Origin of the sequence: Xenorhabdus beddingii, from assembly GCF_002127545.1 — a bacterium.
GTDB classification, from domain to species: domain Bacteria; phylum Pseudomonadota; class Gammaproteobacteria; order Enterobacterales; family Enterobacteriaceae; genus Xenorhabdus; species Xenorhabdus beddingii.
Window position 1 is genome coordinate 64,997 of the sequence record NZ_MUBK01000015.1, and the last position, 17,343, is coordinate 82,339.

The following is a 17,343-nucleotide window of genomic DNA, read 5'->3' on the forward strand; positions in this document are numbered from 1 at the left end:
CTAAGATCCTCTTAGAAATAAAACTCCAGAATAAAATAGCGTTAGTTATCGCCTGTGTAAAAATAATTCATAGATCTTTTTAGAATACATATTGAACAAATTTAATTTATGTAATTAACTATTAATCTCTCAATGAAATTTTTTTGATAACAAAAAAATAACATTATTCAGTAATAAATAAAGTTGTTTTTATCTGCTAAAAATTGATCTTAAAAAAGCATTATCTCTTGAGCTATTTTTTAACTGACGGTTATCTGTTTTTTTAAAGCAGGTGATTTTTCATCCAACCTGAGATTTATTCCACATCTCTGGATGTCAAATTGTTGTGGTGTGGGGTGATGGAATGACAGATGTGTAGTAAGGGGTGAGGCGCTAACGCCTCACCCAACTTGATTACCTATCAGTGCCAGTTAGCGGCCAGCACAGGTTGCAGCCGCTGTTGCTCGACATCGCCGAGCATTGCGGTTGCAGGTGCTGGCGGTGCAAATGCCGCCATAGACTGAATAAGATGTTCGACATCTCTGTCCATCAATCGATGGTCGTCACCGACCGTGATTATTGGCCGTTCAGGAGAACTGGCATACCAATTCTGCAGCGTCACTTCCTGCTTACTGCCAATGACTGAAATCTGCAAATCCTGCCCTTCATGCTGAAAGCGCAGATGCTCAGGACTGATATCCTTTCCTAAAACCAAGCGCCCCATCTCACCGATAAATTCCAAGTTATTGATCCCATAACCGACTTCTACCGTCGACATGCGACCGCTCGCCACGATATGGTTATTGCCATTCCCGACTTTCACCTTCGACATACCACCGCTAGCTACGATATGGTTATTCCCATCCCCGACTTCCACTGTTGGCATACTACCGCTGACCTCGATATGGTTATTGCCATTCCCGACTTTCACCTTCGGCATACTATCGCTCGCCACGATATGGTTATTCCCATCCCCGGCGTTCACCTTCGGCATACTACTGCTGGTCTCGATATAGTTATCGCCATGCCCGACGGTTAACTTACGGAAATTACCGACAATGATATTATTACCATCCCCCAGCGTGATATCAGTGCCCCGTCCCGTCACATTCACCTTATTATCACCGTGACCAGCAACGACTTTGTTACTTGAAGCTTCCACGTTTATCGTTTTACTCTCGTCCCCCAAGGTGACTTCGGCAAAGGTTTCTTTGACGGTAATGGCATTGGGGTCAGAGGGCACCGGTGTCGTTTCTACTGTCGGCTCAGTGTTCGGAATACCGGGCACAGGGTGTCGTTCAAGAGGAGGAATTTTAATCGGTTCCCAGTCAATAGGAGGGATTTCAATTGGCTTCCGATCAACAGGAGGAATTTCAATCGGTTTTAGGTCAACAGACGGAATTTTAATCGGCTCCCAATCAATAGGAGGAATTTCAATCGGCTTCCGTTCAAAAGGAGGAATGCTAACCGTCGGTTTATCGGGCGTTTCCGTTACCATCAGTTCGACTGTGGGAACCAGATCCGGTGAAGGCTCCGCAAAGAGGAAGTCGTTCGCATCGACCTGCGAAATATCCAGTGTATCGAGATACAGCAGATTCACGTTTGAATCAGCCCCACTGACGCTATTGAACGTCACATTGACACCATGAATTTGTGACAGGCCGTTGATCGTGCCACGATTGCTCTTAGTGATGGTGAGTTGGCTGAAATCAGTAATGCCGAGTTGACGCAAATCAATTTTATCAACACCATGACGGAACCCACGTAAGGCGTTCTTGTAGTCCTTAACGCCCGGTTGGGCAGCCACGACAAAAACGTCTGACGCCGCACTGTCACGACTATAGATCGTCCCATTCAGGCTGAATTTCATCTGCCCCTGAGCATCAGTCGTCATCATGACCCCCTTACCGCCGCCTTTGAGGATCACGGTTCCCAGCCCTTCTTGTGGCTGGAGTGTTGAAGTATCGCTGCTGGTGTAAGCCTGCGGGGCGATAAAAGTGTCCTGGAACTTGAAGTTCGCCGCACTGATCCCAGCGAGTGGCTGGTTTTTCAGGACAACGCTCTGCCCGTTACCCAGATCGACCTTAACATCCTCCCCCTGTTGCGTCAGCAGTAGATCGGCAAATGTTTTTCCACGAAATCCAACCAGATCAACGATTTCGCCACGCGCGGCTTCAAAGTTGCTGATAACATCGCTGCCTGCCTCACGGCGGTGGACGACAAAGAAGTCCTTACCCGCACCGCCAACCAGCGTATTGTTCCCACGCCCGCCATCAAGCAAGGCGTCCGCATTACCCGCGACCAGCGTATCGTTGCCATCCCCGGTGACGATATTCTGAATGCTCGACGGGTTCTTTATGGTCAACGCTGCACCGCCAATGCTGGCAACACCAGTCAGCAAGTTAACCGAGGTATCCCGCGAAACCGCCGCAGCATTGAGGGTATTACGCCCACCCGCCACGCCATTGACTGCGTCATCCAGCACGGCACGGTTTGCCTGTCTGACCACCGACTCGATATATTCGTCGGTGTAAAAGTAAGTGTCATCCGGGGTACTTTTACTGCCATACAAACGTAGCGACCAAGCATTTAATGTGACCGGCAGGCCTGTGCTCGCACTAGTCACTTGCAGGGTCCAGTTGCCCACCGAATTCTCACCAAAATCATGGGTCGACATAAAGCTGTACTTAAACGATCCCGACTGGTTGCTGCCCAGATCGGTTTCACTCGCGCCCGGCATGCCGTCTGGAACCTTGCCCTGACGATTGAGCAATACGCTCTGAGTGCCATCGGGAGAGATCAATTTGAGTGTCAGATCACCAAGACGGCCAACCTCAGCATCAAAATCGATTTCGATATGCTCGACATTCAGACCAGCGTTCATGGCAATAGACGACGTCAGCGTTTCACCGGCAGTCAGGTTTTTCCCAAGGGAACCGCTGGATGCGCTATAGACGTACTCGTTAGCCGCCGTGCTTTGCGTCATCCAGGCTTCGGACAAACGAACAGCGGCTCGCGCATCGACGCCGCCAAAACCATAATCATGGCTGGTGTGCATCCCACCACCATTCCAGCGGCGGCCATTATTGTCATTCCATTCGGTGGAAGGGTCATTAATCTTGCGAGCGGATAACGCCAGGATCTGCTGCACATCCCGATAGCCCAGGTTCGGGTTGGCTTCCAGCATCAGCGCAACAATACCGGAGACGATCGGCGCAGCAAAACTGGTGCCTTGCATGCTGGTATAGTCATTGCCAAAGGTTGAGCCACGCTCGGTTTTCAGCATATGGCTGGTCGACACCACATTGCTGCCCGGTGCCGAAACCAGCAGGCTGGCTCCCGGGTTTGAGAACGGTGAGGAACCAATCTGCAATGTCGACAAATCGCCCTGTGCGTTGATCGCGCCCACTTGCACAGAAAAGCGGTTGTTATTGGTCAGCGAACCTTGGGCATTGCCGCCTTCCGCCCGGTTGTTGCCACCCGCCGCCACCATCACCGTACCCAATCCGCCACGACCATTCGCCGCCACGTACTGTGCATTCATACTCAGCGATGCGGCCGTATTGATGTTACCGTTCTGCAAGTTGCTGAGCGCGAAATCGTTGGCGAATCCCCAGCTATTGTTGGCAATGTCAAAACTGACCATATGCCCCAGCCCCGCAAGATCGGCACCGTCATTAGCCAGATAATAGCCGCCCAACGTCGCATCATAGGCAACCCCTACGCCACCTGTATTGTTCTTCGCCGCAACCATGACTCCCGCAACCATTGTGGCATGGTTGGAAACCACGTCTGGCAACGTCCCATTGGTTTGTTGAGTTTTCAGCCAGGCTTTGTCAACATTCGCAGCAAGGTCGGGGTGGGCGATATCAAAAATTTCGGGGGCAGTGGCAAACTTGCCGCCGGGTTCGAACTGACCGATACGGACCCCTTTGCCGGTGTAATCCTGCCAGACCGGCAGGATATTGGCATCGCTCAGATACCATTGCTGGGCTGCCAATGGGTCGAGAGGCACTTCCGGGGTCAGTAACGTGACCGCAGCCCGCATCGGCTCTGTCTCGCCGCTGCTCAGATCCACCACCGAGGCCGAAGGGTTACCGGCGGCATCAGTGACGCCATATTTAAAGCTGATCAAGCCGGTGTAATCGGCATCCGGCGTAAACAAGACATCCCCCTGAGCAGTGAGGCTAACCGTACCGCCTATCGCATCCCCAACATTGGCAATGCGCAGGTCGCCCTGACTGTTCAGGCGTTGATCGTTAGCCAACAGACTCTCTGCGGAAATCAGATGAGCCTGAGTACGAGAAAAGACCTTGCCATCCTTGTCATGGGTGAGAACATCCTCGACAGGCATCGCATTGGGTGTTTGTAAATCAACCGCCGAAATATCCGCGAAATTGAGTTTCTGGATATTTTTCAGCGTCACCGAACCATCACGCCCGGCAACCTTATCGGTCACGACATATCCGCTATCAGTACGGGTGATTTGATAGTCACCGTGGTTGCCGTGCAGGCTGACGATATTAACCCCGCCGTCCCCATCAATCGTGGCATTGCCGTGACCCACTTCAATAATGTCATCACCCACGCCACCGAAAATCTTATCATCTCCGCCACCGGCGTGAATGATGCTGCCGCTTTCGGAAGCATAGATTGTGTCCCCCTGAGGCCCAGCATAGATAACTGACTTGCCAGTGCCACCAATGATGGTGTTGTGCCCACTGCCGCCAACCAGAACATCGTTACCCATTCCACCGACCAGCACCGAATCGCCGGAGCCGCCCTTGATAAAGACACCATTGGCTCCACCGCTTCTGATGACATCACTGCCACCTCCGCCTTGGGCGACCGTTAAACCGGCCTGAGCCATGTTCAGCTCTACACCTTTATTGCCAACAATGATCGCGGTATCGTTCCCGCCATTACCGTGGATGTTTTTCGTATCGTCAGAAGCGCTGATAACAAAAACGTCATCGCCAGCACCCCCCACATAGGTATTGCTCCCTGCACCACCAACCAGCCAACTGCCGGCTTTTGCGGCAATCAAGGTATCATTGCCGCTGCCACCATACAGATTGTTCACGCCCAGTTGTTCCGCATCCAGGGTTTCATCTGTTTCACTCTGGCTGGCGTAAGCCGTGGTCGTGATATCGTTGAAGGTAGAGGTCACACGCGTGCCAACCCCCTGAGTGCTCAGCGTGTTGCTGACGGGGTCACCAAGAAAATCAACCGCCAGCATTTCCCGGGTTTCGCCATTGAGGGTGAAAGAGCCACTGGCAACAATTCTGTTTCCATCACGTACTTCTGCTTTATCCGAAGATCGAACGCTAATCTGGGTAATGCCCAGTTCCGCCAGGGTCTTGAGTTCGCCCGCATCGACTTTCCCATCGTGTGTGCCGTCAACCCAGACCCGCAATTTGCTCCAGATCGGATCGTTTTGGTCAATCACCCCATCCTTATTGGCATCTTCACTGACCAAGGCACCAAAACCATCCTTGAATTTTTTCTCGCCCGCAGCACCGTTTACCCCGGCCTTACCGCCATAGTATTCAGAGAACATCTGGCTGACATCCTTTATCTGACCGCTACCATCGTCGATCACCAATATTCCGGTATTGCGATCCGCCCAGCCGCTGCGCTTAAGCGTGCCACTGTTATCCATGTCGAACAACACGCCGTCACGGATGTCAGTCATGTGCACACCATTGCCACTCAGATCCAATAACAGCGGGTCAACATAAGTGTTGAAGGTTGTCATCGCTGACAAGCCGTTCAATGTTGCGGCATTGCGCCAGTTTAAGTCCGGTTTGCCGTCCGGGGTCAGGTAATACTGTGACAGATAGGTGTTGGGTCGGACATTGGGGTCGAGCTGCATTTCTCCGGGACGAATGCCCCCGGTGGCAAGACCCGCCATCTGGGTGGAGGTGAAGTCTGTTTTATTGAGGATATCATCAATGACAGATATTTTATGTGTCGCAGAATTGTGGATATAACCGTTAGCCACATCCTGCTGCGCTTGGTTTTCGCCCTGAATCTGTTTCTGGGGCTGTGGGGAGGAATTGATATCAATGTTAATTAAGTTTGTTGACGGCCCTGAGACACTCTTACCCTCATCCGGAGTCAGGTATAAAGTTTTAATGACATCTTTTGCTTCGTGATACTCATAACGCTGACCGTCACGAATCAGATGGTTACTAATGATTTCAGCCCCATTAAATTTTAACAGATTGTTCAAAGAAACAATGTTTTTGGCGGGCACCAGATTCCCTTGTCTACCATGCGTATTGTATCCAATGGAGGTTAATGAGAAATACACAAAATCTACGCAACTGTTGGTCGCAACATTGTATTCTGTTTTCCTGAATCCCCCGACTGTATCGGGATTTTTTGAAAAGTCGATTAACCTCTTGCCCTGAGCTTCAGTCAACGCAACGGAGACTTCATACACCGTTTGTTTATAGGCGGCATTATCATACTGCGTGACTTTCCCTTCTCCTATTGGTTCACCGAGCTTTGATTCGAAACCGAAACTTTGCTCCTTGCCATTCTCATCTCGGATGACGTACCACATATGGCCCGCCATGGACGGATGTATGTCTCCCGCTTTGTGGCTGCCCTTATCTTCCTGATAAACATACTCCGCCCCCCGCTGAGCCACTTTATAGGTGACCGTGTATTTTTTTTTCATACTGATTATTTCCTCGACTTGTTATTGTATTGGTTTTTTCCACAGACATCAGATTTTCGGATCGTAATAACCGAACTCGACAAAACTCTCGATGCCATTAAAAGCAGGGACATTCTTCAGGGTGGTAATAACCGCAGAGTAACGTCCCGGAGGTAACGAAAATGTTTTAATTTCCCTCACAGCTGTATTTACATATTTTCCCTCATAATAGAGGGCACTCCCCCAACCACATCCTCCTGCATTTATTTTCTCGTCAAAAAAAACTTTACCGTTTCTAACCAGATGAAACGAAACTGGGGTCGTCACCCCGTCCTCATAAATACTCCCGAATAACTCAAACCGTCTTTCCATTTCGTCATAATCATCTCCAGTAGCAAACGACAGGGAGAATTGATAATTTCCCTCCTGAGGGATTTCAAAATCAAAAGTCACTGACTGAGCGGCTTTGGTGACATCAATGGGCTTGTATATTGTTTCCGCCTTCTGATGGCAACCGCTTAACCCCGAGATGAACCCGTTACAACGCACCAGTCCGCTAAAGCCTAAAAAAAAGAGGATTAACCAGCTACAACTTAAAAAAATAAGGAGATAGCCCCAATGCCGAGGTGATACCTTCATTTTGTTGCTCCCAATAAAGTCAGTTGCATTAAATTTTCGGATTAAAATAATTCACCTCGGCAAAACTCTCGATACCATTAAAATCAGGAACATTCTCTAGGGTAGTAATAACAGCAGAATAACGCCCTGGGGATAACTCAAGTATTTTGATATTTCGCACCACCATATTTATACTTCTTCCTTCATAATCTATTCTCTGTATCCAGCCATACCCTCCTGCATTTATTTTTTTGTCAAAAAAAATCTCGCCATCTTTAACAACATGGAGTAAAACAGAGGTTATTACCCCGTCATCATCAATACTTCCGAAAAACTTATCTCCGAACAATCTAAGTCTTCTTAACATTTCATCGTAGTCATCACCCTTACTCTGATCAAACAGTAGAGTAAATTGATAATTCCCAGTTTTACTGATTTCAAAGTCAAATTTTACTGATTGACCAGACTTTGTTATATCAATCGGTTTGTAGATATGAATAGGCTTAGAGCAGGCGACCAACAAAGCACAACTCAAAAAAACAATAATCTTACGCCAATGTCTGAACCTTTCGTGTATACGTAATCCTTTCATCTCTTCACTCCAAACAAAGTCATTCGCGTTAAATCTTAGGATCGTAATAGGCGAACCGTACAAAACTCTCAATGCCATCAAATGCAGGAACATTCTCCAAGGTGGTAATGACCGCAGAGTAACGCCCTGGGGGTAATGAAAATGATTTAATATTCCGTATAGCTGCATTCACATATTTTTCTTCATGATAGAAACTCAGTCCTCCATCGTTTCCTCCTGCATTGATTTTTTCGTCAAAAAAAATTCGGTCATCTTTAACAATATGGAGTGAAACCGGAGTGATAACCCCGTCATCATCAATACTTCCGAAAAATTTACTCCCGAATAATCGAAGTCGTCTTAACATTTCGTCATAGTCATTCCCCTTATCAAACAGCAAAGCAAACTGATATCCCCCCTCCTGAGGAATTTCAAAATCAAAAGTCACTGACTGATCGGCCTTGGTGACATCAATGGGCTTGTATATTGTTTCCGCCTTCTGATGGCAACCGCTTAATCCCGAGACGAACCCGGTACAACGGACCAGTCCGGTAAAGCCCAAAAAAAAGAGGATTAGCCAGCTACAAACTAAAAAAATAAGCAGATAGCCCCAGTGCCGAGGTGATACCTTCATTTTGTTGCTCCCAATAAAGTAAGATGACAAAAAGTCTCAATAATCACTTATCCCACCCCGGAAAAACGGTAAAAAAATAACGCGCTGAACCCGACATAAAGCCTCTCACTCGCCTTCGGTTCTTATCGCTCCCGCAAACTTTCATCCATATGCTGCTGTAATGGACTCAGGAAGTAATCAATCACCCGACGCTGATCGGTTTTTATTTCTGCCGTGATCGACATGCCCGGAGACAATGCGACCCGCTGCCCCTTAACCAGCACATGATCAGACTTCAGACGAATTCGGGTGCTATAGATAAGCCCACGCTTTTCATCTTCAATGGCATCGTTCGATACGCTGAGCACTTCACCGTCAACCGTGCCGTACTTGGTGAAATTAAAGGTTTCCACCTTGACCGTGACCTGTTGACCGACGTGGACAAACCCCACATCTTTGTTTTCCAGCATGGCTTCCACTTCTACCGGCTGGTTGGCAGGAACGATGACCATCAGCGGTTGAGCTGGTGTCACCACACCACCGACAGTATGGACAGCCAGTTGCTGAACAGTACCATCCACCGGGGCTTTGAGGCTGGTCAGGTTTTCCTGATGACGGGCTTTCGCCAGTTCCTGAACCAGAATTGCCGCTTTTTGGTCGGCTCCTTGTTGCAAGTCAAGCATCGCACGACGATTTTGCGCAACCACCGCTTCACGCCGGCGCCGTGCCTCGTCCTGAGCGGCGGTATGCTGCAAGACACTGGCCTGCTGTACGCTTAACTGACGTTGCAGATCCAGCCGGGTCTGCTCTTTTTCCAGATACGCATGCCGCGACACATACTGTTTCGTCAATAACCGCTGGTAGTCCTCTGCCAATCGCGTGGCAATCGGCAATGCTTGTCGTAGGCTGGCCACCTGAGCCTGAGCAGACTGAATTTCAGCACTGCGTTGGAGGATTTCGGCGTCCACTAACTCCAGGTTGCTACGGTATTCCTGGTATTGTCCCTGAAGCCAGCGCTGGGCACTGAGCACCTGTTCCGGATTGGCGTTGGCAATTGTCCCTACCAGAGATGCCGGCGGCTGTTGCTGATTGATCGCCTCAAGCATGGCGGTGCTCCGCACACTGTCGATACGCGCAGCCAGCAGCTCGCTCTGAAGCCGGCTGACATCGGCATTCGCCGCCGTGGGGTCGAGTTCGATCAACAACTCGCCGGTTTTCACTGCCTGACCGTCATTGATGTGGATCGCTCGGACCACGGCCGTTTCGCTGGGTTGAATCAGCTTGGTTTTGCCATTGGGAACCACTTTTCCCGGAGCCACTGCCACAACTTCTATTTTGCCAATGCAAGCCCAGAGCAATGCTAATGCGGCGAAGCCCATGATGCTCCAGATGAAAATTCTCGGAGCCGGATGAACAGGAGTTTCCTGTAATTCCAAAGCCGTTGGTAAAAACTGTAATTCATGGGGAAGCCGTGGCGACGTATCCATGCTTTTACGTTGGCCCCAAGCCTGACGCCACATGTGGCGATAGCGCTGCAATAAGGTGACGCTCATACGAAGTTATTTTCCTTGAACCGGGGTATGTTTATCTTGATCATCACTGTTGCTTCTTTTTTTTGTCGTCATACGTCTGAGGAAAGCCTCTCAGCCCTGCTGCATTTGATACAATCGTGAATAGTGTCCGTCCTGACGCGTCAGTAACTCCGCGTGGGTACCCTGCTCAACGATCTGCCCGCGTTCCATCACAAGGATGCGATGAGCATCGCGTACCGCTGACAACCGGTGGGCGATAATGATGACCGTGCGTCCTTGGCAAATGCTTTTCATGTTCTGCTGGATCACCCGCTCAGACTCGTAGTCCAGCGCACTGGTCGCCTCGTCGAAGATCAAAATGCGGGGATCACCGATCAAAGCCCGGGCAATGGCCACCCGTTGCCGCTGACCGCCCGACAGTGACGCGCCGTGCTCCCCCACTATCGTGTCGTAACCTTCAGGCAGTTCAAGGATGAATTCATGGGCTCCGGCCATTTTGGCGGCGTGCATGACCACTTCGAGCGGCGCACCCGGGTCGCTCAAGGCGATGTTTTCACGAATACTGCGGTTAAATAGCATATTGTCCTGCAATACCACGCCAATCTGCCGGCGCAGCGAGGACACATCAGCCAATGCCAAATCCATGCCATCGACTATCACTCGACCGCGCTCCGGCACATAGAGCCGCTGCAACAAGCGGGTCAGGGTGCTTTTGCCGGAACCGGAGCGGCCAACCACACCAACAATTTCTCCCGCACCAATAGTGAGGTTGATGCCGCACAGTACCTCAGCACCATCGGGCCGATAACGAAAATGCACTTGTTCGAACGCGACCTGCCCCTTGAGTGGCGGTACGGTACTCCGTGTATCCTGAGATAACTCAGTACGGGAATTGAGGATGTCTCCCAGACGCTGCACCGAAACGCCGGTTTGCTGGAAGCTGGTCCACAGTTGCGCCAGCCGCATAATAGGGCCGCTGACACGGCCGGCCAGCATATTGAATGCGATCAGTTCCCCCACAGATAACTGCCCTTCTATCACAAGGCGAGCCCCGAGCCAGAGTGTGGCAACCGTCACGAGTTTGCCGATAAGAGAAACGCTTTCATTGGCAAGCGTGGACAAGATCTGTGTTTTGAAACCTGCGGACACATACGCCGCCATCTGGTTGTCCCATTTGCGGACGACCTGCGGTTCAACCGCCATGGACTTCAGGGTATCGATGCCATTTACCGTTTCTACCAGGAATGCCTGATTTTCAGCCCCTCGTGTGAAGCTGTCCTGCAATCGCTTGCGCAAGAGCGGTGTCACCAGCATCGAGACCAAGGCATAGAGTGGCAAAGACAACACCACAACGAGGGTCAGCCAGCCACTGTAATAGAGCATCACCAGAATGAAGACCACGGAAAAAAGCACATCGAGCATCAGCGTAATGGCGTTGCCGGTGAGGAAGCTGCGAATGTTTTCCAGTTCGCGTACACGGGCAACCGAATCACCGACTCGCCTGGCCTGAAAGTAAGCCAGTGGCAAATTAATTAAATGCCGGAACAGCCTCGAACTCAACGCCACATCAATCCGACTGGTCGTATGGACAAACACGTAGCTACGCAGACCACTCAGCGCCGACTCGAACAGCATAATGCCCAGCAGTCCGCTCGCAATAACATCCAGTGTGGTTAGGCCGTGGTGCACCAGTACTTTGTCCATGACCACCTGAAAGAACAACGGTGTCACTAAGGCAAACAACTGCAAGGCAAAAGATCCCAACAAAACTTCACCCAACAGCTTGCGGTATTTGACAATCGCCGGAATAAACCAAGTGAAATCAAAACGCGAAGTCTCGCCGGACACACTATGACTGGAGCGGATAAGCACCAGTTGCCCAGTCCAACGCTGCTCAAGCCCCTCGAAGCTGACAACTTCGGCACGCGCTGAATGTGGATCCTGAATCAGAGCTTGTTCCTGATCCACCTTGGCTAAAATAAAAAACTTTCCATTCCGGTCAATGGCAATAGCGGGCAATGGCGTATGTTCAAGCCGGGTCAGTGTGGTGCGCACAGCCTTGGCTTTCAACCCCGACTTCCGGGCAGCCAGCAGTAGCTCCGGTAAGGAAACACCTTGATTGGTGGTAGAGAACTCGTGTGAAAGTTGTTCGACCGATAGGGCTATATTGTGAAATCTGGCCAACATGGCCAGACAAATCAGGCCAGTATCCAGTTCCGGGGAAGAATGGGACGATTCAGTACTCATTTGTGCTTTTTTCCATATTTGTGCTTTTTTCCATATTGCGTATGTACCTATCTTTGCAAACTGAAAACATAAGGCGATATAGGGAATGACTGTTACAACTGGTTGTTAATTAATATTGATTGGCTCACAACAAGATAGTTGCGTTTGTACCCATCCGATATAGGATGTCAGGAAGTTATTTTTTTACGGATAGCTAAATCATTTTGCAAAATGATGGTCAGATGAAACATTTCAGTGTCTTGCAACTTATTGAATTAATCATCAAAAAGCGCACAAAAGAGAGAACTGAGTTATCCACATCAGAATTCTGTAGCTAACGCGAATCTTCTAATATTCAAGGTTTAAAAATGATTAACAACATCAATATGATAATTATGATCAACCATAACACGCAATAAATATTTTATAAAAAGAAAATCGTTTTGGATAAAAACATATAAAAAATCAAAATCATCTATTTCTTTAAAAGAATATCCTTAAGATTATGTGATATTTCCATAATATCACTAATTTTTTACCCAATTCAGTGGGAGCGAAACTGCAGGATGTGTTATTCAAACTAGCGGGGCATTTGGGCAGAAATAATTAACCAGTAAAATATAAACCAAATAAATATAATATTTATTGAAAATATAATCGCCATGATTAATAACTAATACAGAATGATTTTCCAGCTAAAAACGAGTTTCCGACCATGCCCTTTGGAGAAAGTTTTCTATATTGGTTAGCCAAATGCAGACGTGTTTTTCTTCGGTAAGCCAGCGGCGAATAAGGTAAAATTTATCACCATTTCGCCGACAAGTCAGATCTAAGTCTTCTGAACGATGGGTTCTGCGGGTGACCGATTTCAGGGTCTTATCTGGCCGTTTGGGCAATGATTTCCTATGGCCGTTGAGTGCCGTGAGGATCTTAGGATTGAGAGACTTGCTTCCCCGGACAATAACAATAAGTGAGAGGCCCCTGCCTCTCACTGGGAGCCAGCCTTTGGCTGGACAAATCCGTTCCCTTACCGCCGAGAAGAAACTGGATTAGTTGGAGTGTCTATCAATAATCCCGCAAAGTGGCATACACAGACCAAATACGACGAACATGTACGGTGATCTCTTCACGATCGTGGTACAGGTGTTTCGCCTGAATCTGCGCATTCACCCCATTTTCTTTCAATTGCTGTTCTATTTTCTGCAATATATGAGCGACTTCCTCATAACGCTTTTTCATCGGCAACTTAAGATTGAAAATCGCCTCACGACACCAGCTTTTTACCAGCCAGTCTGTCATAAGTTGTGCCACTTTGGCGGGTTTCTCAACCATGTCACACACCAGCCAGTAAATGTTTTTCACTGACGGCTCAAATTTAAAGCCATCCAGACGATGATGCTTCACCTGCCCTGTATCCATCAGGCTATCCGCCATCGGGCCATTGTCCACAGCATGAACCAGCATACTGCGTTTCACGAGCTGGTAAGTCCACCCTCCCGGACAGGCACCAAGATCCACGGCGTGAAGGCCGCTATCCAGACGCTCTTCCCATTCGTCATGGGGAATGAAGACATGAAAGGCTTCTTCCAGTTTCAGCGTTGAACGGCTTGGTGCATCTGAAGGAAATTTCAGACGAGGAATACCCATATAGAAACGGGAATTGTTGTTGCTGTAGGAATAACCGACATAGCAACAGCCTGAAGCGATGAAAAAGACATGGATCACCGGACGACCGGGATTTTCCTTTGCCAGCAAAAGTTTTTCCTGACGCATCGCATTACGCAGCGGAACCGTAAACTTACGGCAGAATTTCATCAACTCTTTACTTTCATTGGTATCCGGCACTTCTACACGCAGCTCACCAGCCCGCTCAATCACCCCCATCAACATGCCAATAATCGGTGTAATGCGATCTTCCTGCGGCAAATCTTTCAACAGTTCACCCACAACCAGCATTTGGCGGGCGAAAATCAATTCCCCAAACGGAACTTCGCGGATCAGGCGATCGGCATCATCCGGCTGATAACACTCAAACAGCACATACCCACTGTTCTCTTTCACACGGGCGAAACCGTAAATTTCTTTCTTACCCGCCTTATCGGTAATTTCTGCCGCACACTCTTTTTCAAAACCCGGACGACAATATAAAGCAACTTTATTCATGGCTAGGCGCCGATTTCCTTAGACGCAGAGCGCCAATTAATACACATAACCAACCCATGAGAAAACTGAACCCACCGATTGGTGTCAAATAAACCATAAATTTTAGCGGTAAAAAGGCCAGACAATAAAGACTGCCACTAAACAGCACAATTCCCGCCGCGAAAAAAATGCCACTCCAACCAAACGATGCTCTAGGCTGGCGCATCGACAATGCGGCCAAAGCCATCATAGCGAGTGTATGCAACCCTTGATATTGCAGGCCGGTATGAATCCACTCCATCTGACGTGGTGTCAGGATAGGTGCCAACATATGTGCCCCCATCGCGCCCAGTGCCACGTAGAAAAAACCACTGATCCCAACAAAAATAAGCATGATTCGATAACTCATCACATTTTCCTGTTTCTCTCTGTCTGCTATTGGATAGCCATTACGTGTGTTGGGTGATAAATCCTAACCTTTCTTGTTCCGTCGCAGCTTGAGTCAGTATCCATTTGCGGAAAGCCGCGATCTTACCCAATTCTGCCTGATTATCGTGACAAACCAAATAAAATGCATTCTTGCTGACCAAAACATCGTTGAATGGGTAGACCAAACGCCCCGCATCAATTTCATTCTGGGCCATAACATTATTGGCAAGGGCAACTCCCTGACCATGCACAGCCGCCTGAATCACCATCGCACTATGGCTGAATATCGGCCCCTGCTGAACATTAATCTGCTGCTGCATATCAAGCTGACGAATATAGGCTTGCCAGTCCCTCCGCGATGAATCATGCAATAAGGTATGCTTGGCAAGATCTGAAGGCGTTTTCAACGGCCGATCTCCCGCCAGCAAAGCCGGGGAACAGACCGGCAACAAATATTCAGGATAGAGGCGAACCGTTCTCAAGCCCGGCCAATTGCCCCGGCCATAAAAGATCGCGACATCAACATCATCCGCCAATTTATCTTCTTCCCGATCCACCGCCTGAATTCTGACATCAATCCCCGGAAAACTCTGATTGAAGCCGGAAAGCCGTGGCACCAACCATTGAATGGCAAAACTGGGGGACAAACTGACCGTTAACGCCCCTTTCGCACTGCGCGCCTGAAGTTTGCGGGTTGCATCATTGATGGCAGAAAAAATTTCCTTGATATCGAGATAATAACTCTGCCCATCTTCTGTCAACAGCAGTGAACGATTACGGCGGCGAAAAAGTTTCAATCCCAGAAAATCTTCCAGGCTTTTCATCTGATGGCTGACAGCGGCCTGGGTCACAAATAATTCTTCTGCCGCTTTAGTAAAACTTAAATGACGGGCGGCGGCATCAAAAACGCGTAACGCATTGAGTGGAGGCAAACGTTTAGACATGTTCGTTTCTTATGTAGTGGTGACGATACCGGTAACTCTTTTCGTTTAGGTATTAGTTTTTGTAATCCGAATCATTATAATTTGTCCATTGATGATATACCAGCAAATCCCTATAGTGTGCGCACTTCCTAAGCCGGAACGAAAAATCTCTTTGTAGCAATGCATTGATATTTTTGGCTTTGTGGTTGTGATGTTGTGTTTGCAAGTTGTCTGGGAAACCAGACTTTGTAGCTTATGCTACTGTTTTTTTTCACTTCCTGTACATTTACCCTGTCTGTCCATAGTGATTTTTTTAATGCACCGCAATTGCGGTGCTTTTTTTCTCAACTTTCCTGTAGAATTCCCCCTTCCCCTGATAAAAAAAAACTTATTCTTTATCACACAACGATTAAATTACACCGTTTATGAAATCCTTTGACTCAGAACAATTCCGCCAACAATTTCCTGCCCTGCAACAATCCATCATCTTTCTGGACAGTGCCGCCACAGCCTTAAAACCAGCATGTATGATTGAGGCGACCGGGCACTATTATCAAAACCACAGTGCGACGGTGCATCGCAGCCAGCACGCGACTGCACAGGCCATGACAGTCCGTTATGAGCAAGCCCGTTCACGGGTGGCAGAATTGATCCATGCGCCATTATCTGAGGATATTGTCTGGACGAAAGGCACAACCGAGTCCATTAACCTGATCGCACAAAGTTATTTTCGCCCCCGCCTGAATGCGGGTGATGAAATTATCGTCAGCGAACAGGAACACCACTCCAATCTACTACCGTGGCTGATTCTGGCGGAACAGACCGGTGCCAAAATCGTTAAATGGCCGATTGGCAATCAGCGCCAGCCAGAAATGGGGAAACTGGCAGAACTCCTGAATGAAAAAAGCCGATTAGTCGCCATTAGCCAAATGTCGAACGTGACTGGCGCAGCGGTAGATTTGGCACAAGTCACGACGCTCGCCCACCAATATCATTGCAGGGTGCTGGTTGATGGAGCGCAGGGCATTGTCCACGCACCGGTCGATGTTCAGCAATGGGATATCGATTTTTATGCTTTCTCAGCCCATAAACTGTATGGCCCGAATGGGCTGGGCGTATTGTATGGTAAAACTGAGTTACTGAATGCGATGTCTCCGTGGCATGGCGGCGGCAAGATGCTGACTCAAGTCTCATTTGCCGGTTTCACGCCGGAAGCCGTACCGTACCGCTTTGAAGCAGGCACCCCCAATGTCGCCGGTGTGGTTGGCTTTGCCGCAACTCTGGAATGGTTGAAAACCATTGATATCCCGCTCGCTGAATCCCATGCGGTTGCCCTGACAGATTACGCCGAACAACAACTCAGCCTTCTGCCGGGCTTTACCAGCTACCGCGTGGCCGGTTCCAGCCTGCTGGCTTTCAATATCGCAGGAATACATCATCATGATTTAGCGACGCTGATCGCAGAACAAAACATCTCCCTGCGTTCAGGGCAACATTGTGCCCAGCCTTTACTGGATGCCCTTGGGAGCAGTGGCTGTCTGCGCGCTTCATTTATGCCTTACAATAACCAGCAAGATGCGGATAAACTGATCAGCGCGGTGAAGTTTGCCTTAGCGCTGCTGGATGAGTGATGTTGTTGCCCT

At 48.9% G+C, this 17,343-nt stretch carries 10 protein-coding genes; 1 reads left to right on the forward strand and 9 read right to left on the reverse strand.

What is annotated here, in order from left to right; all coding sequences use genetic code 11:
- Positions 1-400: 400 nt before the first annotated feature.
- From Xbed_RS10340 to Xbed_RS10380, 9 genes are all read right to left on the reverse strand, one after another.
- On the reverse strand, positions 401-6,667 hold the full coding sequence (locus Xbed_RS10340; RefSeq protein ID WP_086112848.1) for a S8 family serine peptidase: 6,267 nt from the start codon (positions 6,665-6,667) through the stop codon (positions 401-403).
- Between the two features lie 48 nt (positions 6,668-6,715).
- Positions 6,716-7,285 (reverse strand): DUF5625 family protein, encoded by a 570-nt coding sequence (locus tag Xbed_RS10345; protein WP_139837478.1) that lies wholly within the window; start codon positions 7,283-7,285, stop codon positions 6,716-6,718.
- 28 nt (positions 7,286-7,313) lie between these two features.
- Complete coding sequence (locus Xbed_RS10350; RefSeq protein WP_086112849.1) at positions 7,314-7,856, reverse strand: DUF5625 family protein; 543 nt, start codon at positions 7,854-7,856, stop codon at positions 7,314-7,316.
- A 28-nt stretch (positions 7,857-7,884) separates the two neighbouring features.
- A complete protein-coding gene (locus Xbed_RS10355; protein ID WP_139837479.1) occupies positions 7,885-8,469 on the reverse strand; it encodes a DUF5625 family protein in 585 nt (194 codons plus the stop codon).
- 122 nt (positions 8,470-8,591) lie between these two features.
- A complete protein-coding gene (locus tag Xbed_RS10360) occupies positions 8,592-10,001 on the reverse strand; it encodes an HlyD family type I secretion periplasmic adaptor subunit (protein WP_086112850.1) in 1,410 nt (469 codons plus the stop codon).
- A gap of 90 nt (positions 10,002-10,091) precedes the next feature.
- On the reverse strand, positions 10,092-12,227 hold the full coding sequence (locus Xbed_RS10365; RefSeq protein WP_086112851.1) for a type I secretion system permease/ATPase: 2,136 nt from the start codon (positions 12,225-12,227) through the stop codon (positions 10,092-10,094).
- A 1,044-nt stretch (positions 12,228-13,271) separates the two neighbouring features.
- Positions 13,272-14,369: a 23S rRNA (cytidine(2498)-2'-O)-methyltransferase RlmM gene (rlmM, locus tag Xbed_RS10370; protein WP_086112852.1), complete on the reverse strand. Its 1,098-nt coding sequence runs from the start codon at positions 14,367-14,369 to the stop codon at positions 13,272-13,274.
- Positions 14,362-14,757 carry a DUF423 domain-containing protein gene (locus Xbed_RS10375; protein ID WP_086112853.1) on the reverse strand — a complete coding sequence of 132 codons (396 nt, stop codon included), beginning with the start codon at positions 14,755-14,757 and terminating at the stop codon, positions 14,362-14,364. Before Xbed_RS10375 ends, rlmM begins: the two co-directional genes overlap by 8 nt.
- A 40-nt stretch (positions 14,758-14,797) precedes the next feature.
- Entirely contained in the window at positions 14,798-15,721 is a 924-nt protein-coding gene (locus tag Xbed_RS10380; protein WP_086112854.1) for a transcriptional regulator GcvA, read from the reverse strand.
- 404 nt (positions 15,722-16,125) lie between these two features.
- Between Xbed_RS10380 and csdA the strand changes: the two genes are divergently transcribed.
- A complete protein-coding gene (csdA, locus tag Xbed_RS10385) occupies positions 16,126-17,331 on the forward strand; it encodes a cysteine desulfurase CsdA (protein WP_086112855.1) in 1,206 nt (401 codons plus the stop codon).
- The last annotated feature ends 12 nt before the right edge of the window (positions 17,332-17,343 follow it).

Coding starts and splice junctions, on each gene's coding strand:
- Xbed_RS10340 (WP_086112848.1), bottom strand. CDS start 6,667: ATGAAAAAAAAATACACGGTCACCTATAAAGTGGCTCAGCGGGGGGCG.
- Xbed_RS10345 (WP_139837478.1), bottom strand. CDS start 7,285: ATGAAGGTATCACCTCGGCATTGGGGCTATCTCCTTATTTTTTTAAGT.
- Xbed_RS10350 (WP_086112849.1), bottom strand. CDS start 7,856: ATGAAAGGATTACGTATACACGAAAGGTTCAGACATTGGCGTAAGATT.
- Xbed_RS10355 (WP_139837479.1), bottom strand. CDS start 8,469: ATGAAGGTATCACCTCGGCACTGGGGCTATCTGCTTATTTTTTTAGTT.
- Xbed_RS10360 (WP_086112850.1), bottom strand. CDS start 10,001: ATGAGCGTCACCTTATTGCAGCGCTATCGCCACATGTGGCGTCAGGCT.
- Xbed_RS10365 (WP_086112851.1), bottom strand. CDS start 12,227: ATGAGTACTGAATCGTCCCATTCTTCCCCGGAACTGGATACTGGCCTG.
- rlmM (WP_086112852.1), bottom strand. CDS start 14,369: ATGAATAAAGTTGCTTTATATTGTCGTCCGGGTTTTGAAAAAGAGTGT.
- Xbed_RS10375 (WP_086112853.1), bottom strand. CDS start 14,757: ATGAGTTATCGAATCATGCTTATTTTTGTTGGGATCAGTGGTTTTTTC.
- Xbed_RS10380 (WP_086112854.1), bottom strand. CDS start 15,721: ATGTCTAAACGTTTGCCTCCACTCAATGCGTTACGCGTTTTTGATGCC.
- csdA (WP_086112855.1), top strand. CDS start 16,126: ATGAAATCCTTTGACTCAGAACAATTCCGCCAACAATTTCCTGCCCTG.